This window comes from Pseudomonas sp. D2002 (assembly GCF_013385735.1).
In the GTDB taxonomy this organism is placed as follows: Bacteria; Pseudomonadota; Gammaproteobacteria; order Pseudomonadales; family Pseudomonadaceae; genus Aquipseudomonas.
This window is the reverse complement of record NZ_JACAPL010000005.1, coordinates 485458-501224: the sequence shown is the minus strand read 5'-3', so window position 1 is coordinate 501224 and position 15767 is coordinate 485458. Positions and strand designations below refer to the sequence as shown.

Sequence of the window (15767 nt, the reverse complement as noted above, 5' to 3'; positions counted from 1 at the left end):
CTGTCAGAGAAAAGGATTACTGCGCACGCTCATCCGGCAGGCGCTTCCTGCGACCGGTGAGCATGGATAACGGCAGGTTGTCCTTGACCTGGATACTTTCAAACACGGCGGCCAGCACATGCACACAGACCAGACCCAGCAGCACATTGGCGGCGGTCTCGTGGACTTGCAGCGGCCAGTCGGCGCCCCATAACGCGTCGACTTCCTGCATCAGGAAGCCGCTGATGCCGAGGGTCAGCAGCGCCGACAACATCAACAGCATCACCAGCGCGCCGATAGGCGAATGGCCGAGGCGATGCAGCGCTCGCCCGCTGAACACCGTACGCACATGCGCGCCGAGACGCGCAGGCGTCGGCCAGAAATCCGACCAACGCGCGCTGCGCGGTCCGACAAAACCCCACGCCGCTCGCACCAGCAGCCAGGCCATGGCGTAATAGCCCAGCCACACATGCCAGTCGTCGCCTGCTTCGTTGAAGAAGTAGTTGGCGATAAAGACTCCGGCGATAGACAGATGGAACAGCCTGACCAACGGGTCCCACAGACGCAGGGTTTCGCCTGGCATCAGCCCTTGATCTCAGTCTTCACGGCTTTGCCGGTCACCGGGTCGTGGTAGATCTCGACCTTGCGCTTGTCCTTGTCGAAGCCATAGATTTCGTAGCAGTTGCCGTCGGTGACCTTGAACTTGCTGATCTCATACCCTTCGGCCTTGAGCTTGTCCTGGAAGGCTTTTTCGTCTTGCCACTGCGAGCGCTCGGCGGTGGTGCACTGCGGGCCGGCGAGGGCCATGGGGCTGGCGATAATCAGGGACAGCAGGAGAATTTTGCGCATGGAAAAGCTCTCAGCAGATGTGGGAGATTTCACAGTGCAAAACCAACCTTAGCGCAACCTTAGTTGGCAACGCGCCGTAACATCTTTACTGGAATAGCCCACACTGGAACCCGGCATGATGCCGCCGTTTCCCACAGAGATTCTGCTATGCGCCTACTCCTCGTCGAAGATGATCGTGCCCTCGGCCAGGGCATTCGCGTGGCATTGGGTGCCGAAGGCTACACGCTGGATTGGCTGCACGATGGCCTCAGCGCCTTGCACGCCCTGCGCACTGAAAACTTCGATTTGCTGCTGCTCGACCTCGGCCTGCCACGCCTCGACGGCCTCGACCTGCTGCAGCAACTGCGCGCCGGGCAGCACGACCTGCCGGTGCTGATCCTCACTGCCCGCGATGGCACCGCCGAGCGCATCGCCGGCCTGGATGCTGGCGCCGACGACTACCTGATCAAGCCTTTCGACGTCGAAGAACTCAAAGCCCGCGTGCGCGCCTTGCTGCGCCGCAGCCAGGGCCGCGCGCAACCGATGCTGGAACACGCCGGCGTCAGCCTCGACCCGGCCACCCAGCAAGTGCGCTACCAGGATGAAGACATCATCGTCACGCCGATGGAATACCAACTGCTGCACCAACTGATGGTGCGCCCCGGCAAAGTCGTGACCCGCGAGCGCCTGGCCCGCGCGCTGTATGGCTGGCAGGATCGGGTCGAGAGCAACACCTTGGAAGTGTTGATCCACAACCTGCGCAAAAAGTTATCCACCGAGCTGATCCGCACCGTGCGCGGCGTCGGCTACGTGCTGGCGCTTAAACCATGAGCTCGGTGCGCGCGCGCATCCTCATTCCGGTGCTGGTGTTGATTTTGCTCGGCGACGCGCTGATCAGCTGGCTCGTACTGCGTGACAGCCACCACGAGATTGAAGAAGTCTACGACGCCCAACTCGCCCAAAGTGCGCGCCTGCTGCAAGGCGTACTGCGCCAGCGCGACCCCGGCGAAGCGGATTGGGACCGCCTGTATCAAGCCTTCGACCACGCCATGAGCCGCGTCGGTGAAGGCGGCGTCGCCCACCCGTATGAAACCCGCCTGACCTTCCAGGTGTGGCGCAGCGACGGCGAGTTGTTGGTGCGCTCCGCCGAAGCACCCGTACTGACGGCACCGCCGACCACCCTTGGCGCCCACGACATCATCGACAACGGCAACGACTGGTGCGCCTTCCTCCTCGCCGACCCGCAACAGGGTTTGCTGATTTGGGTGGGCGAGCGTGATGACGTTCGCCAGGACCTGATCGAACGCATCGTGCGCCACACCCTCTGGCCCACCCTGATCGGCGTGCCGCTGCTGGCCGTGCTGATCTGGCTGACCATCGGCTGGGGCCTCAAACCGCTGCGCGCCATGGTGCTGTCGATTCGTGGGCGCAACACCGACACCTTGCAACCACTGCACCTCAAGCCGCTGCCGAGTGACTTGGAACCCATGCAAACCGCGCTGAACCGGCTGTTGGTGCAGATGGATGATTTGCTCGAGCGGGAGCGGCGCTTCATCGCTGACGCCGCCCACGAACTGCGCACGCCGCTGGCGATCCTGCGCATTCACGCGCAAAACGCCCAAAGCGCCGCCACTGAAGAGCAACGGCGCGAAGCCTTGGATTTTCTGGTGAGTGGCGTGGACCGCGCAACGCGCATTGGCAGCCAATTGCTGACCATGGCGCGCATCGAGCCGCAACTGAACAACCCCGTGTGCCAGCGTGTGCAACTGACGGAACTGGTGCGCGAAGAACTCGCTGAGCTGACGCCGCTGGCGATGGAAAAGGGCGTGGAGCTGGTGCTGGAAGGCCAAGAGCAATGTTGGGTGCAAACCGAGCCGGTCGCCCTGGCGATTGCGTTGCAGAACCTGGTGACCAATGCACTCAACTTTTCCCCGGCCGGTAGTGAAGTACGGGTGGTGATTGGTGCCGATTACTTGAGTGTGGAAGACCAAGGCCCGGGGATTGATGAAGCGGAGCTGGGGCGCTTGTTCGAGCGGTTTTACAGCCGTGACAACGCCAATGGCGCGGGGTTGGGGTTGGCGATTGTGGAGATGATTGTGGGCAAGATTGGCTGCCGGCTGACGCTGCACAACCTGGAGCGAGGCGGCTTGTGCGCGCGTTTGGTATTCAACCAAGCCTGATGCGTGTGAAAAATGTAGGGCCCGAACTGTGGGAGTTGTCGAGCCCCAGCGAGGCTACGATGGCATCACCTCCGTGCACCTGCCCAACCCAAGCGCCCGCATCGCTGCTCCGTTACACAACATTCGTTTAAACTCCGCTCCAGCCATCAAACCCACCCTCGATAAGGACATCCCCCGTGAAGCGAATCGCGCTGCTTTCTCTCGCCTTGGCCCTGTGCGCCTGCCAATCCAACCAGCGCGACTCATCGCCCACCTTGCTCAAGGACGGCATCCAACTGCGCCAAAAAACCGTGGCCGTGGATGCAGACCACGCCAAAGTCGTGATGAAAGCCTACGGCGGCACCGCCCCCGTGGAATTCGCGGTGCGCCGCGAAGGCGACGCCGACCAACGCATGGAAACACTCGGCACCGTGATGGACACCGGCGAAGGCCGGGTTTTCAACTGGATCGCCAAACTCAACCAGACGGTCGCCAGTGCCGGGTTCAAGCGTTTTCCACAGTTGGAAATTCAGGCCGATCCAGGCAAGAAATTGACCGTATCCAGCACCGCCAGAGCCTCGCGACCGGGTATTTACTCAGTTTGCGGGCCGGTGTTCAGCAACTTCGTGCCGGAGCGGGCGAAGGTGTATCTGGTGGAGTTTCAGTTCAAAGGGGATAGGTGTGTGCAGCAGGTATTTGATGTGACGGATCCGGCGAATCGGGTGGTGGTTGAGGGGGCGGGGAGTGAGGGGAAGGCGGGGTGAGGTTTAGCTTTTATGTGGTGGAGCCTGCGGGAATACCACACCGTTGAAGGTGTGGGTGCAGCAGTTGCAAAATGGCGTCATCTGTTCGGGCGTTAACTGCGGGTTGACCTTTTGAAGCAGGCCAGCAGCGTCGACGAACAAGCCGCTGTAGTAGGTAGATTCACCGATTGCCACATACTCGTCCTTGTCGACTTCATGTAACGCGACCATCCAGAACACCGGCTCAGGCCGATCCAACCGGGCGTTGGCTTCGCTGAAAACCTTGTCCCACGGCTGACCGACTTTGGACAGGAGAAAGCGAAATAGCGGTGTGTAGTCAAAACCGTGTCGTTGATGGCTGTGCATTGAACCGCGAGTGGACAGTGTGTTTTTTTCACTTTTGGAGTGTCGTTCATGGCGGTAAGCGCGACAGCTACCGTGGCGCACGCCATGGGTTCGGGTGTTGACTGAGCGATAGAGGAGGGGCTTTTTCATTGCATCAGAACGCCTTCTTGGGCTGCTTTGGAGGTGGCGGCCAAGCGCCTTGGTAGCGGAAGGAAATTTGGTAGTCGAAAAGGTTGGGCTCTATTGCATGCTGGAAATACGGCTGAAGTATGCCTATCCAGCGGGGCAGCACGTTGAATACTCCGGCAAAAATCTGTGGTTCCTCGTGCAGGTCGAGTGAGCAAAGAATGCTCTCCTCATCATCGATGTCCGCCGAGTATTCATCCGCTTTTAAGTCATCGCTGAGCTTTTCGTACCAGTACAGTTCAATTTTCATAACCATTTTTGAAGACCCTACTTCCTTGTGCGAAGAAGTGAGCCTACGAGGGGGAATCAATGGCTGATATTGGCCATGTTCGACTATGAGCGTGGGAAAAGTCACCCGGGCATTAAAGGTCCCGGAGCGAGTAGTTTAGGTTGCTCGCATCACAACCTACGTGCGAGTAGGAACGTTCTGATTTTCATCAGGAGCCATCTTCCGCATCAAAGCGTTTGATACGGTCGCGAGCCAAATACGCGATGGATACGCCGAATGCTCACGTTCAACACGCTGTGGAAAAATCATCCTGAAATCTTCGGAGACGCTGCGCCCTGCCGAACCAATGGCGCCAAGAACTTCAGCGACCAATGCGCGATCAACCTGGGTGTGGCCCTTCGCAGATCCGGCGCCGACCTCAGCAAATTAAGTGGCGTGCGCTATTGTTGGCAGCACCCCAAGAGCGAAGGTCACATACTGGCGGCAGAGGAAATGGCCAAGGCTCTAAGCCGCGCGAACGTCTCTGGTTTACAGCGTGTGCAGAAGGTAAAGCCCGAAGACTTCGAGGATGTGCTGGCAGGACAGCAAGGCATCATTTTCTTCAAAGACTTTTGGCGTCGGGGAAGCGAGACGTTTGGAAATCGCAGTGGTGACCACATCGATCTGTGGAATGGGCGGCGGTTGACGGATTGGCTGAGTTACCCGCGTATTCAGTTGGGGTTCTCGATTGAGGGTACGTTCTCGGATTATCACGAGTCCAGGGAGATTTGGTTTTGGAAGGTTTTATGAAGGTTTTGAAAGGCGTGGTGTTTGTGGTTTTGGTGGTTGCGGTGGCGGTTGGGGTGTTTAACGGAGTCTTTGTGGTGGCCTCGGTTTATTTCGGGCCGTTTTATGAGGGGGACGCGGAGCAGAGTCGGAATTTTGGGATCTGGTTGGTGGGGAATGGGGTGGTTGTTTTGGTTGCTGCGGTGGGTGGGGTGGTTTGGTATTGCAGGTATTTGCGGAGGGGGCAGGTATGAGGTTTCAGATGTTTAGGGCTGTAGTTCAATTAGGTATGTTGGGAAGGCAGCGGCGGCTCCGGTTCAGCCGCATAAGGGGGCTGAAGAAGCAGCGGGCGGATGAGAGTCAGAAGGCCATGGAGTCGTTAGCTTTGCAAGCGCAAGTACTAAGAATGGGGTATGAATAGCAGAGTTTGTATTCTCTTGTGGATCATTAAAACATTGAGTGCGGGCACATCAATAACGAACCTCTGACGCGAGGTCTGGGAGTTTGGCAGCTAGTTGCATCAAGCATTGCTAGAGCATTTTGGCTTCGTGGGTCATGAATTCTGAAAAAAACCGTTCCATCCGTAAAATTCAAGCTCTTTGGGCATTTCCATCAAGGCGTTAATAGCCTCCAAAAAGGCGTCCCAGTTTCGACCGTATCAGCCGGGGAAGTTGAGTTCGTTGCCCTGTAGTTTTTATGGGAAATGAATTTGCCCGTTTTCTGACTTTGTTTAGTAGGCCTCGCCAATTTTCTTCACTGCATAAGCTTTAGGGCCTTTTTTTTCTATTTCTAAAATGAATTCAACTTTGTCTCCCTTGGTCAGATTTTTATCTTCATCGCAAATGTCATCGTAGTAAAAAAATACGTCTTTACCCTCTGCTCTTCGAATGAAACCGTAGCCCTTGAATGGATCGAATGTTGTTACAATGCCGTGGATTGGATTTTTTTTGTGCTCCACTATATCTATTCCCATATTTCTGATTTGGTTGGCATGCTTGAAAAACGTGCCTTGAGGGTTTTTCTAAGGGTTTTAGCTGTCGCTTTGTCTGTGCGGCCTAAAATTCCGAGTCTATAAATTACCTTGTTGTAGGCGTCGATCACACCCGGCCTTACATGTGATGATGTGCTTTTGCGTATTAGTTTCTCAGTCTCAAATATTAGTTGTGATTTTTGACGGTCGTCATATAGGGGGAGAACTAATGATAGTTTAGATCTTAGAGCTTTGGCCTGAGAGTGTTTTAATCGTGTTAATCTGGCCACTTGTCCAGAAACTCTGTTCCATAGCTCATGATAAGAGTCTGAGTAACGATCGGTTTCGTGTTCTTTCTCGCAAATGAAAACTAAGTGTCTGATATGCCTTCGATCTTCTCTACGAACCTTAGGGACTCCATGACCAACCCATACGCCCGTAACCTCGTATTTAGCCTTTAGGTCATCTGAACGTTCAATTCTCGTCTTTTTTGAATTGAGGCGAAGCCCATGTTTTTTGAAAATTGCAGCAACTTCAATAATTAGTTTTGTTGACGTGTTTTGGTCGAGGTGTTGCTTTGAAGATATTGTTACGTCGTCCAGAAGGCGAGTGTAGGTGAAACCTTTACTTCGAAGTCTGCTTACTATTGAATATTCAGAGTTGTGAAGTATCAGGTTTGCCACATAGCTTGATGTGCATGCTCCCTGAGGGACTCTGCCGTTTAAAGTTACGAGCTGCGTGAGTAGTGAGCTAACATCTTCGGGGAATTTGAAAAAATATTTGAATACGTCGAGAACGCTGCTTTGTTTTATGTTGTTGTAGAAGTCTTTTATGTCGAGGCTGATTAAATGCTTGGAGCCTGCGTGTAGTTTGCTGTTTTCAATATAGTCTCGAGGGTCGTCAGCATCTTTAATTCCGCCTTGGAGATAGTGGGGGAAAATCACGTCCTCGAAGATTCTGGAGTTAATTCTTTTTTGTATTTTTTTAATTCAAACTTCGGATTGTATACAGTTCGTTCTTTGCCCTTCTTTGAGGTGATTAAGAATTCTGTATACGAGGAGGTGGTGTCGGCGGCGAGATCTTTTAATAAGGACGGTATCACACCTAAGCATTTTGCTAGTGCTTCAACTGAGCCTATAGAAGATGAGGTGTAGTAAGGCCGATCCTTCGCCATTGTTTATCCCGTTTAAAGCAAAAAAGAAGAGAGTCAGTTATTCTAGAAATTTACCCCCCCAAAAAAGCGGAGATAAAAATCCTTAAAACCCAGCCTAGGACCGCTGAAACAGTCAATCCAGAAGCTACATTTGAGCCAATTCTTTTCGAAGCAGGCCTATCTCTAGGGTCTGCCCGAATGCCCTTCTTTTTGGTAGTCACGTTGATAGTTACATTTACGGTAAGCATTTGTATGTTTTCCTTCTGCTACGCAGGAAGCGAATGCCTCCTGTCAGCCAGACCAAAGAGAAAACTTATCAACACAGGAAATATTAATATTGGCTCAAATGGACTCTCAACTTTTACGCCAGACAACCGTCGCTCCATGCAGCCGTTGAGCGCTTAAAGAGCGCGTTCGGAGCGTGCGGGAGGGCGGGGGGCCGGTCTTGATCCCATGTGGGATCGCCAAAACTGAGGCATCGATTTCCCTGTAACGTGACTTTAAAGAGCGGAGCAGACGAGACTCATCTGCGACTTGGATAGTATTGAGGCGAAATCGTGAAGTCAACGCGAGTTGAGCTCTTTATTGAATTTATTTTTGAGATGGGTGTCTCGTCATGTGGCGTGTATTTATCTTGACGTTGAGAGCGCTTTTGGCGTATGTGATTTGTGTGTTTGTTGAGTGTTGCTTTTTAGTCTTTTTAATAAGAGTGACTTAATGAAAGGAAGCGGATTGCCAATAATGAGTTTTTAATTCAATGTGTTACGTTTGCCCAGCTTTGGATGCTTTGGTTATTGGGGATGCGTAGCGATTTTGTGAATTTTCTCGTCACAAACCTCTGCTTTCTGCATTTACTCATTGCGTCTACCTTTGCAGCCGTCACTGCAAATTCAGTGACCGGGCCTGATAACCCGTGGAACAATAGGCGCTGAAGCGTCTCCAGCACCATGCCGGCGCTTTTTTTGCGTCCGCACATCCGTGTTATGGCGGCTGTGCGCGGGAGGCCTTCGGGCCTGCCGGGTTCCTATTGTCCCGGTTTATCAGCCTGCGCACAGCTGCCACCCTTTCGCCTGATAACGAATGTGGCAGCTTCTCGACATTAGGAGCCAAATCCATGAGCGTTTCTGACAGGTCATACCCTCGCAATATCGCAATTCACACCTCCACACAACCCGGAGGTGCCCAATGATCAACCCACCCCTCAACAAAACCCTCGGCATCATCACCTTCTCCACCTGCGGCCAACAGCCCAACCTCCACCGCCTATTCCGCGTCAATTCCGGCGTACCCATTCGCGACGCCCTGGAACATGCTTCCGAACTACTTCACTGCTCCAAAATGCTCGCGCTGGATGCCGCCATGGACAAGAGCGCGGACCGTTATGCCTGGGCAGCGCATTATTTGGGTGAGATGGCTAAGGCGGTGGTGGATGATTTGGCGAATGGGATGTTGCCGAATGGGGTGATGGAGGAGGGTGAGGCTGTTGGTGTGTAGGCGGGTTAGGTGATGGTGTTTGGGCTGGCGTCTTCGCAGCGATGCGGCGACCCGACAAGCCAGCTCCCACATTTTGATCTTGGTACATCCGTGTAAATCGTTTAGCAGTAAAAGAGACCTTGGGACGCCAAGGTCTTTTTTTTGCCTGCAATTCAGGCCAGCAGGTGCTTGGAAATGATCCGCGAAATTTCCACAATCGAAGTCTTCCCGGTGAACTCAAACTTCACTTTCCCCAGCGATGAAAAGTATATCTCCAGCTCCGAGTCCAGATCAAACGTGCCGGACGTTTCCACTGAGTACGCGACGATGTTTTTGTACGGCAGCGAGGTGAAGTCCTTTTTGCTGCCGGTAATGCCCTGCACGTTCACCGCGATGATGCGTTTGGTGGTGAAGACCACGCCGTCGCGCATGGCTTTGTAGGCGTCGATCACTTCTTCACCGTCGAGCAGCAGGGCCGAGACGCGTTCGGCGTATTCGTTGTTTTGTTTGAGTTTGAAGAAGCCTTTGTTGTTGAAGTCGATCATGTGCCTGTCCTTGGGTGAATGGGGCGGTATGCGCCGGCGTGTGTGTATGACGTTTTGCTCGTGGATCTGTATCTAACGGGCTGCTGTTCAGCGCCTTACCATGGCGCCCAGCACACTATTCAAGGAGCGACACCATGCCCGAACTGTCCAGCTGGCTTGCTTATGGCCTGATCTCACTCGGCATGGTGCTCACGCCCGGGCCGAACATGATTTACCTCATTTCCCGTTCGATTTGCCAGGGCCGCACGGCCGGGTTGATTTCGCTGGGCGGTGTTGCGTTGGGTTTCCTTGTTTATATGTTTTGCGCGGCGTTGGGCATTACCGCATTGGTGATGGCGGTGCCCTTTGCGTACGACGCGCTGCGCCTCGGTGGTGCGTTGTATCTGGTGTACCTGGCCTGGCAGGCGGTCAAGCCGGGTGGCCGTTCGCCCTTTCAGGTTCGCGATTTGCCCCAGGACAGCCCGCGCAAGCTGTTCATGATGGGCTTTGTGACCAACCTGCTGAACCCCAAGGTGGCGGTGATGTATTTGTCATTGTTGCCGCAGTTCATTGACCCGAACGGCCATGGCAGTGTGCTGACGCAGTCGCTGATCCTGGGCTTTACGCAGATTGCTATCAGCGTGAGCGTTAACTCGGTGATTGCCATCATGGCGGGCTCCATCGCGGTGTTCTTTGTCACCCGGCCGAGTTGGCAGGTGGTGCAGCGTTGGGTGATGGGCTCGGTGTTGATGGGGCTGGCCGTGCGTATGGCGGCTGAAGGGCGGCGCTAAGTGGGTGGTCGCAACACGGCGTTTGGTTCCGTGCTCAGCGGGCCATGACGTTGACGATCACATGGAGGATGAAGGCAGGGCCGTAGCAGGGCTGGCCGTGTTCATCCTCGATCCGCCAGATCGACGTGACGGTGCAGGTTTCCTTGGGCGCGGCGAATTCCACGGTGATGTGCACCGGCTGGCCAGGCAGGGTTTCTGCGATGGCAATTTCGTTATTCAGGCTGCGTAGGTGTGTGTCCATCACCACTTCCAATGGCGCGCCCGTGGCGGTGCGCCGGGCGATGACGTATTCGCCGTCTACCCGCACCAACTTTCGGCCGCGCCAGGGGCGAGTGCCAAGGTTCTGGAGCTCCCAGGTTTTCTGAAAAACTTCGCCGGGCAGCACCACGGTTTGATCGGGCGTGGTGACGTCTGCATTGAAGACGGCGATATCACTCGGGTCATTCAGGCTGATAGCGCGGTTGGTGGTGGCCAGTGAGTTGGCGTCAGCCGGAGCGCCTGCGAGGTCGGCGAAGTAGCGGAACAGCAACAGCGGAGAAACCTGCAGCGCCTTGGCGAGTTTGATCAGCGTGCGTACGGATGGGTCTTGGGAAGCACCGCCTGCCAATCCGTAGAGGTAGGTTCTGGAAATGCCGGCTTCCTTGGCCAGAACGGTCATGGATTTACCCAGTTCCCGGCTGCGTCGTACGACCAGCGCTCGGAGGGTGTCGCGCGTCTTGATGCTCATAGTCGATTACTCATCCCCAGTCCTTGGTGAAGGTCGTTACGTTGTTCGCCAAAAAGGACAACCTGCTCGCCGCAACGGGTAGTGGCCCATGCACACTCGCACCCTGCTAGCGACGTTGTGAAGGACATGGATAGTCCGCGTTTTGATTGGCTATATCCAGTGTCGCGGTTTCTCGCATGCTTGCGACCTCGTGTTTGTTGCATTCCTTTACAACTATCTCTGGATATAGCTATGAAACAGATAAAAGCGTGCTGTGAATCCATTGCTCGATCAGGCTTTGGCACCCTGCAGATTTCAGATGCGATGCAGCAGGACTACAAAAAGATCATTGATGGGTACTCGGGCATTTCCCAAACCACCAAGCAATCATTTTCCTTTGCCGAAGACACTGACGGTTTTTTCCCTTTTGGCGCTGAATATTCGAGTATCGAAGACCACCCGGACTTGTGTGAGCGCTTCTGTTACTGGCCCGCGCATGCGTCGAAGCGAATGGATCTGGAATTCACCCAAAGCCCGTTCTTTACCGCGGTGGATAGTTTTGAGCGCCAGATCAGCGAGCTCGCCCAAGGATTAATGGACGGCATTTGTGCAGAGTTTGGCGTTGCGCCATTAGCACCCTTGCGGTTGGCGTCTTATATCCAACTCTGTGTATACGGTGCTCAGGCCACAAACGGCGCGCGTCAATTTGCTCAGGACCCTCATGAAGATGGGCACATGCTGTCGTTTATCAAGCCTACTCGTGAAGGGCTGGTCTTGGTCAAGGGCGGTTCGTTAGAGCCGGTAAGGCTTCTGGAAGGCGAGATTGCAGTGCTGGCAGGCTCCTTGCTCACCGAGCTTTCCGATCAGTCCATTCCGGCTGCCTATCATGCTGTGCTGGCACCTAAACAGCCGGTCGCCAGAAGCTCATTGATTTACTTTGCAAATCCGAGCCCGGAGCAGCTGCCAACCAGCTTTTTCCGCCGCAAACCCATTGACCTGAACGGCGCCGTCAACGCGCGTCATACCGGTTTCGGCAATCAGCCTATCCAACTTCTTTAATCGCCGTGCGGGTTCGAACATTCCATGTTTCCACACTTCAACGCCCTGTACCTCGAAGGCTTGCTCCTGGGCATCGGACTGTTCGCGGCCCCCGGCCCAAAAGACACCTTGGTGATCCGCCAAGGTGTCGGCCGTGGTCCCATCTGGTGGGTGGTCGCTATTTGTGTGCTGGCCGATGTCCTCCTGATCGCTATCGGCGTCACGGGGTTAGGGTCTGTACTGGAAAGTTGGCCGGCGGTGATGGCGCTATTGCTCTTGTCTGGCGCGGCCTATCTGTTGTGGTTCGGTGGCCAACGCTTGCTGGCCTGCATCCACAACCAGTCCATGCCGGACACTCAAGGCGGCAATTCACAACGCGGGCTGTTACGCACGGCGATGGTGCTCGGCTTTGCCAACCCCTATGCCTGGCTGGATACGGTGGTGCTGATCGGCTCTATCGGCGCGGCCAAACCTGCGGGCCAGCAAGCGCTGTTCGCGACAGGCGCGATGACAGCGTCGTTGGTGTGGTTTGTGCTGTTGGCGCTGGGATGCCAGCGTTTGACCTGGCTGTTTCGCGCACCCGTGGTGTGGCGATGTTTGGACGCTGGCGTTGCAGTGCTGATGGTTTACCTGGCCGGCATGTTGATCGTTGATTCACTGGATATCTTTCAGATAGCCCTGGAGGGTGGTCAGCGGCGGGCTTAGCTCATCAAGGCTGCGGACCTGCTGCACAGCGGCGGCCAGCTTATGCAGCTCGCGCCCGAGTACGGTGTCGGCACCGCCTAAAGTAGTCATTGCCTGGGCAATGCATTCGTTAAGTTTGCGTTGAATCGTGGCCAAATCCCCTTGGCGCACCAACAACCCGAACACCTCGCGCTCATACCCATCCATGACCAGATCGTCCCGCAGAATCGGGCTCGCGCCTTCGGTCTCATGCACCAGCTTGAGAGCAAAAAGCGCAACAGCTTCCAGCGTCAATTCCATGGTCCCGGCTCCTCAACGTCTGCGTTCGCCTGTGTTTACTCACTTTTCTACAGACGAAAAAAAAGACCTTGAATTTCAAGGTCTTTCTTTAAGATGGTGCCCCGAGGGAGACTCGAACTCCCACTCCTTTCGAAAACGGATTTTGAATCCGCCGCGTCTACCAATTCCGCCATCAGGGCTCAATGGCGGCGAAGTATAGAGATGAGATTACCGTTGGTCAATCACGTTTCATGGTCTATTTTCACTATTTCCGCTAGACTTCCCGGCCCTGCTAGACGAACCCCATCATGCGCGTTGCTGACTTTACTTTTGAGCTCCCTGATTCGCTGATCGCTCGCCACCCTTTGGCCGAGCGTCGCGCCAGTCGACTGCTGACCCTGGACGGGGTCAGCGGTGCCCTCGCACACCGTCAATTCACTGATTTGCTTGAGCATTTGCGCCCAGGCGATTTGATGGTGTTTAACAATACCCGGGTGATTCCGGCACGGCTGTTTGGCCAGAAAGCGTCCGGCGGCAAGCTGGAAATTCTGGTGGAGCGGGTGCTGGACAGCCATCGCGTGCTGGCCCATGTGCGCTCCAGCAAGTCGCCGAAACCGGGTTCGAGCATCTTGATCGATGGCGGTGGCGAGGCCGAGATGGTCGCGCGCCATGACGCGTTGTTCGAGCTCAGGTTCGCCGAAGAGGTGTTGCCGCTGCTGGAGCGCGTCGGCCATATGCCGCTGCCTCCTTATATAGACCGCCCCGACGAAGACGCGGACCGCGAGCGCTATCAGACGGTGTACTCGCAGCGCCTCGGCGCTGTGGCCGCGCCGACTGCGGGCCTGCATTTCGATCAGCCGCTGCTGGACGCGATTGCCGCCAAGGGCGTCGAAAGCGCCTATGTGACCCTGCACGTGGGGGCCGGCACGTTTCAGCCGGTGCGTGTGGATAACATCGAAGACCACCATATGCACAGCGAGTGGCTGGAAGTCAGCCAGGAAGTCGTGGATGCCGTTGCTGCGTGCAAGGCGCGCGGCGGTCGTGTTGTTGCTGTCGGCACCACCAGCGTACGTTCGCTGGAGAGTGCGGCGCGTGATGGCGTGCTCAAGCCGTTCAGCGGCGACACCGATATCTTTATCTTCCCAGGCCGGCCGTTCCATGTGGTCGATTGCCTGGTCACCAACTTCCATTTGCCGGAATCCACGCTGTTGATGCTGGTGTCGGCATTTGCCGGTTACCCGGAAACCATGGCCGCTTATCAAGCCGCCATCGCCAACGAGTACCGTTTTTTCAGCTACGGTGATGCGATGTTTATCACCCGTAACCCTGCGCCGACTGCTCCTAAAAAAGCGGGCCCTGAGGAACAATCATGAGTCGTATGTCGTTTGAACTGTTGGCCACGGATGGCAAGGCTCGTCGTGGTCGCCTCACTTTCCCGCGCGGCACCGTCGAAACCCCGGCCTTCATGCCGGTGGGCACCTACGGCACCGTTAAAGGCATGCTGCCGCGTGACATCGTCGCCACCGGCGCCGAGATCATCCTCGGCAACACCTTCCACCTGTGGCTGCGCCCGGGCACGGAAGTGATCAAGAAGCATGGCGACCTGCATGACTTCATGAAGTGGCAAGGCCCGATCCTCACCGACTCCGGTGGTTTCCAGGTGTTCAGCCTGGGCGCCATGCGCAAGATCAAGGAAGAGGGCGTGACCTTCGCCTCGCCGGTTGACGGTTCCAAGGTGTTCATGGGCCCGGAAGAGTCGATGCAGGTGCAGCGCGACCTGGGTTCCGACATCGTGATGATCTTTGACGAATGCACGCCATACCCGGCGGACGAAGACGTCGCGCGTATCTCCATGGAGTTGTCGCTGCGTTGGGCCCAGCGTTCGAAAAACGCCCACGGTGACAACACCGCGGCGCTGTTCGGTATCGTCCAGGGCGGCATGCACGAAAGCCTGCGCAAGCGCTCGCTGGAAGGCTTGGACAAAATCGGCTTTGACGGCCTGGCCATCGGCGGTTTGTCGGTGGGCGAGCCCAAGCACGAAATGATCAAGGTGCTGGATTACCTGCCAGGCCTGATGCCGGCTGACAAACCTCGTTACCTTATGGGCGTTGGCAAACCGGAAGATCTCGTAGAGGGTGTGCGCCGCGGTGTGGACATGTTCGATTGCGTGATGCCAACCCGTAATGCCCGCAATGGGCATCTGTTCATCGATACAGGCGTGCTGAAGATCCGTAACGCGTTCCATCGCCATGATGATTCGCCGCTGGATCCCACCTGTGACTGCTACACCTGCCAGAACTTCTCGCGTGCTTATCTGCACCATCTGGACAAGTGCGGGGAAATGCTGGGTAGCATGTTGAATACCATCCACAATTTGCGTCACTACCAAGTCCTGATGGCTGGTTTGCGCGAGGCTATTCAACAGGGTACATTGGCCGCCTTCGTCGATGCCTTCTATGCCAAGCGCGGGCTCCCTGTGCCGCCCTTGGACTGAGTTTTCCGACCCTAAGATTCACTATTTGCAACTGGAGTGCTAAATGAGCTTTTTTATCTCTAATGCCATGGCTGACGCCGCTGCGCCTGCCGCTGCCGGCCCTATGGGCGGTGGTTTTGAGTGGATTTTCCTGGTCGGCTTCCTGGTCATCTTCTACCTGATGATCTGGCGTCCACAGGCCAAGCGCGCCAAAGAGCAGAAAAACCTGCTGGGCAGCCTGCAAAAAGGCGACGAAGTTGTGACCACTGGCGGCATCGCCGGCAAGATCACCAAGGTTTCCGATGCTTTCGTGGTTCTGGAAGTCTCCGACACCGTAGAAATGAAGTTCCAGAAGGGCGCCATCGCCGCCACGCTGCCAAAAGGCACGCTCAAAGCGATCTGAGTAACAACCTTTACCAATCGACGGGGCGCGCAAGGCGCC

21 protein-coding genes and 1 tRNA gene are annotated in these 15767 nt (G+C 55.7%); 12 read left to right on the top strand and 10 right to left on the bottom strand.

What is annotated here, in order from left to right; genetic code table 11:
• Positions 1 to 16: 16 nt before the first annotated feature.
• Entirely contained in the window at positions 17 to 562 is a 546-nt protein-coding gene (locus tag HX783_RS12980) for a cytochrome b/b6 domain-containing protein (protein ID WP_177017111.1), read from the bottom strand.
• Positions 562 to 828 (bottom strand): PepSY domain-containing protein, encoded by a 267-nt coding sequence (locus HX783_RS12975; RefSeq protein ID WP_159959721.1) that lies wholly within the window; start codon positions 826 to 828, stop codon positions 562 to 564. Before HX783_RS12975 ends, HX783_RS12980 begins: the two co-directional genes overlap by 1 nt.
• Before the next feature lie 147 nt (positions 829 to 975).
• On the opposite strand from HX783_RS12975, the gene HX783_RS12970 reads away from it, so the two are divergent.
• The 3 genes from HX783_RS12970 (at position 976) to HX783_RS12960 (ending at position 3730) form a co-directional block, all read left to right on the top strand.
• Positions 976 to 1638 (top strand): response regulator, encoded by a 663-nt coding sequence (locus HX783_RS12970; RefSeq protein ID WP_177017110.1) that lies wholly within the window; start codon positions 976 to 978, stop codon positions 1636 to 1638.
• Positions 1635 to 2987, top strand: coding sequence for a sensor histidine kinase (locus HX783_RS12965; protein WP_177017109.1), 1353 nt, complete (start codon positions 1635 to 1637; stop codon positions 2985 to 2987). Before HX783_RS12970 ends, HX783_RS12965 begins: the two co-directional genes overlap by 4 nt.
• 176 nt (positions 2988 to 3163) lie before the next feature.
• Positions 3164 to 3730 carry a hypothetical protein gene (locus HX783_RS12960; protein ID WP_159959715.1) on the top strand — a complete coding sequence of 189 codons (567 nt, stop codon included), beginning with the start codon at positions 3164 to 3166 and terminating at the stop codon, positions 3728 to 3730.
• Positions 3731 to 3733: 3 nt separating this feature from the next.
• Here the strand turns inward: HX783_RS12960 and HX783_RS12955 are convergent, their stop codons facing one another.
• Positions 3734 to 4204, bottom strand: coding sequence for a hypothetical protein (locus tag HX783_RS12955; protein WP_177017108.1), 471 nt, complete (start codon positions 4202 to 4204; stop codon positions 3734 to 3736).
• Positions 4205 to 4208: 4 nt separating this feature from the next.
• Positions 4209 to 4496: a colicin E3-like toxin immunity protein gene (locus HX783_RS12950; RefSeq protein ID WP_177017107.1), complete on the bottom strand. Its 288-nt coding sequence runs from the start codon at positions 4494 to 4496 to the stop codon at positions 4209 to 4211.
• A 249-nt stretch (positions 4497 to 4745) separates the two neighbouring features.
• Between HX783_RS12950 and HX783_RS12945 the strand changes: the two genes are divergently transcribed.
• The gene (locus tag HX783_RS12945) at positions 4746 to 5258 is read left to right on the top strand and encodes a type VI secretion system amidase effector protein Tae4 (protein ID WP_177017106.1); all 513 of its coding nucleotides are present in this window, start codon (positions 4746 to 4748) and stop codon (positions 5256 to 5258) included.
• Positions 5255 to 5488: a hypothetical protein gene (locus HX783_RS12940; protein WP_177017105.1), complete on the top strand. Its 234-nt coding sequence runs from the start codon at positions 5255 to 5257 to the stop codon at positions 5486 to 5488. The genes HX783_RS12945 and HX783_RS12940 overlap by 4 nt, the downstream gene beginning before the upstream one ends.
• Before the next feature lie 476 nt (positions 5489 to 5964).
• On the opposite strand, the gene HX783_RS12935 is transcribed toward HX783_RS12940, so the two are convergent.
• Positions 5965 to 6192, bottom strand: a complete 228-nt coding sequence (locus tag HX783_RS12935; protein ID WP_371317673.1) for a retron Se72 family effector protein — start codon at positions 6190 to 6192, stop codon at positions 5965 to 5967.
• A gap of 5 nt (positions 6193 to 6197) precedes the next feature.
• Positions 6198 to 7148: a reverse transcriptase family protein gene (locus tag HX783_RS12930; RefSeq protein WP_371317672.1), complete on the bottom strand. Its 951-nt coding sequence runs from the start codon at positions 7146 to 7148 to the stop codon at positions 6198 to 6200.
• A 1394-nt stretch (positions 7149 to 8542) separates the two neighbouring features.
• On the opposite strand from HX783_RS12930, the gene HX783_RS12925 reads away from it, so the two are divergent.
• Positions 8543 to 8851 (top strand): DUF3077 domain-containing protein, encoded by a 309-nt coding sequence (locus HX783_RS12925; RefSeq protein WP_177017103.1) that lies wholly within the window; start codon positions 8543 to 8545, stop codon positions 8849 to 8851.
• Positions 8852 to 9003: 152 nt separating this feature from the next.
• On the opposite strand, the gene HX783_RS12920 is transcribed toward HX783_RS12925, so the two are convergent.
• On the bottom strand, positions 9004 to 9375 hold the full coding sequence (locus HX783_RS12920) for a PH domain-containing protein (RefSeq protein WP_177017102.1): 372 nt from the start codon (positions 9373 to 9375) through the stop codon (positions 9004 to 9006).
• 134 nt (positions 9376 to 9509) lie between these two features.
• Here HX783_RS12920 and HX783_RS12915 point away from each other — a divergent pair, with 134 nt between their 5' ends.
• Positions 9510 to 10145, top strand: a complete 636-nt coding sequence (locus HX783_RS12915; protein ID WP_177017101.1) for a LysE family translocator — start codon at positions 9510 to 9512, stop codon at positions 10143 to 10145.
• Positions 10146 to 10179: 34 nt separating this feature from the next.
• Here HX783_RS12915 and HX783_RS12910 read toward each other — a convergent pair whose 3' ends face one another.
• Positions 10180 to 10872, bottom strand: a complete 693-nt coding sequence (locus tag HX783_RS12910) for an NBR1-Ig-like domain-containing protein (RefSeq protein WP_177017100.1) — start codon at positions 10870 to 10872, stop codon at positions 10180 to 10182.
• 231 nt (positions 10873 to 11103) lie between these two features.
• On the opposite strand from HX783_RS12910, the gene HX783_RS12905 reads away from it, so the two are divergent.
• Positions 11104 to 11910 carry a 2OG-Fe(II) oxygenase family protein gene (locus HX783_RS12905; RefSeq protein ID WP_177017099.1) on the top strand — a complete coding sequence of 269 codons (807 nt, stop codon included), beginning with the start codon at positions 11104 to 11106 and terminating at the stop codon, positions 11908 to 11910.
• 24 nt (positions 11911 to 11934) lie between these two features.
• Positions 11935 to 12594 (top strand): LysE/ArgO family amino acid transporter, encoded by a 660-nt coding sequence (locus HX783_RS12900; RefSeq protein ID WP_177017098.1) that lies wholly within the window; start codon positions 11935 to 11937, stop codon positions 12592 to 12594.
• On the opposite strand, the gene HX783_RS12895 is transcribed toward HX783_RS12900, so the two are convergent.
• Both HX783_RS12895 and HX783_RS12890 read right to left on the bottom strand, forming a co-directional pair.
• Entirely contained in the window at positions 12544 to 12873 is a 330-nt protein-coding gene (locus tag HX783_RS12895) for a hypothetical protein (protein WP_177017097.1), read from the bottom strand. The two genes, HX783_RS12900 and HX783_RS12895, sit on opposite strands and share 51 nt — an antisense overlap.
• Positions 12874 to 12967: 94 nt before the next feature.
• Positions 12968 to 13052, bottom strand: a tRNA-Leu gene (locus HX783_RS12890).
• 108 nt (positions 13053 to 13160) lie between these two features.
• Between HX783_RS12890 and queA the strand changes: the two genes are divergently transcribed.
• The 3 genes from queA to yajC are packed head-to-tail and all read left to right on the top strand — an operon-like array spanning position 13161 to position 15728.
• A complete protein-coding gene (gene queA / locus HX783_RS12885) occupies positions 13161 to 14225 on the top strand; it encodes a tRNA preQ1(34) S-adenosylmethionine ribosyltransferase-isomerase QueA (RefSeq protein WP_177017096.1) in 1065 nt (354 codons plus the stop codon).
• A gap of 5 nt (positions 14226 to 14230) precedes the next feature.
• Positions 14231 to 15346 (top strand): tRNA guanosine(34) transglycosylase Tgt, encoded by a 1116-nt coding sequence (gene tgt / locus HX783_RS12880; protein ID WP_003175976.1) that lies wholly within the window; start codon positions 14231 to 14233, stop codon positions 15344 to 15346.
• 43 nt (positions 15347 to 15389) lie between these two features.
• Positions 15390 to 15728, top strand: a complete 339-nt coding sequence (yajC, locus tag HX783_RS12875; RefSeq protein ID WP_003175975.1) for a preprotein translocase subunit YajC — start codon at positions 15390 to 15392, stop codon at positions 15726 to 15728.
• Positions 15729 to 15767: the final 39 nt, after the last annotated feature.

Excerpts from the sequence above, each read along its gene's own strand:
- HX783_RS12980 (WP_177017111.1), bottom strand. The coding sequence starts at position 562 with ATGCCAGGCGAAACCCTGCGTCTGTGGGACCCGTTGGTCAGGCTGTTC.
- HX783_RS12940 (WP_177017105.1), top strand. The coding sequence starts at position 5,255 with ATGAAGGTTTTGAAAGGCGTGGTGTTTGTGGTTTTGGTGGTTGCGGTG.
- HX783_RS12905 (WP_177017099.1), top strand. The coding sequence starts at position 11,104 with ATGAAACAGATAAAAGCGTGCTGTGAATCCATTGCTCGATCAGGCTTT.
- queA (WP_177017096.1), top strand. The coding sequence starts at position 13,161 with ATGCGCGTTGCTGACTTTACTTTTGAGCTCCCTGATTCGCTGATCGCT.
- tgt (WP_003175976.1), top strand. The coding sequence starts at position 14,231 with ATGTCGTTTGAACTGTTGGCCACGGATGGCAAGGCTCGTCGTGGTCGC.
- HX783_RS12910 (WP_177017100.1), bottom strand. The coding sequence starts at position 10,872 with ATGAGCATCAAGACGCGCGACACCCTCCGAGCGCTGGTCGTACGACGC.
- HX783_RS12920 (WP_177017102.1), bottom strand. The coding sequence starts at position 9,375 with ATGATCGACTTCAACAACAAAGGCTTCTTCAAACTCAAACAAAACAAC.
- HX783_RS12945 (WP_177017106.1), top strand. The coding sequence starts at position 4,746 with ATGCTCACGTTCAACACGCTGTGGAAAAATCATCCTGAAATCTTCGGA.
- HX783_RS12975 (WP_159959721.1), bottom strand. The coding sequence starts at position 828 with ATGCGCAAAATTCTCCTGCTGTCCCTGATTATCGCCAGCCCCATGGCC.
- HX783_RS12925 (WP_177017103.1), top strand. The coding sequence starts at position 8,543 with ATGATCAACCCACCCCTCAACAAAACCCTCGGCATCATCACCTTCTCC.
- HX783_RS12895 (WP_177017097.1), bottom strand. The coding sequence starts at position 12,873 with ATGGAATTGACGCTGGAAGCTGTTGCGCTTTTTGCTCTCAAGCTGGTG.
- HX783_RS12915 (WP_177017101.1), top strand. The coding sequence starts at position 9,510 with ATGCCCGAACTGTCCAGCTGGCTTGCTTATGGCCTGATCTCACTCGGC.
- HX783_RS12965 (WP_177017109.1), top strand. The coding sequence starts at position 1,635 with ATGAGCTCGGTGCGCGCGCGCATCCTCATTCCGGTGCTGGTGTTGATT.
- HX783_RS12955 (WP_177017108.1), bottom strand. The coding sequence starts at position 4,204 with ATGAAAAAGCCCCTCCTCTATCGCTCAGTCAACACCCGAACCCATGGC.
- HX783_RS12970 (WP_177017110.1), top strand. The coding sequence starts at position 976 with ATGCGCCTACTCCTCGTCGAAGATGATCGTGCCCTCGGCCAGGGCATT.
- yajC (WP_003175975.1), top strand. The coding sequence starts at position 15,390 with ATGAGCTTTTTTATCTCTAATGCCATGGCTGACGCCGCTGCGCCTGCC.
- HX783_RS12900 (WP_177017098.1), top strand. The coding sequence starts at position 11,935 with ATGTTTCCACACTTCAACGCCCTGTACCTCGAAGGCTTGCTCCTGGGC.
- HX783_RS12950 (WP_177017107.1), bottom strand. The coding sequence starts at position 4,496 with ATGGTTATGAAAATTGAACTGTACTGGTACGAAAAGCTCAGCGATGAC.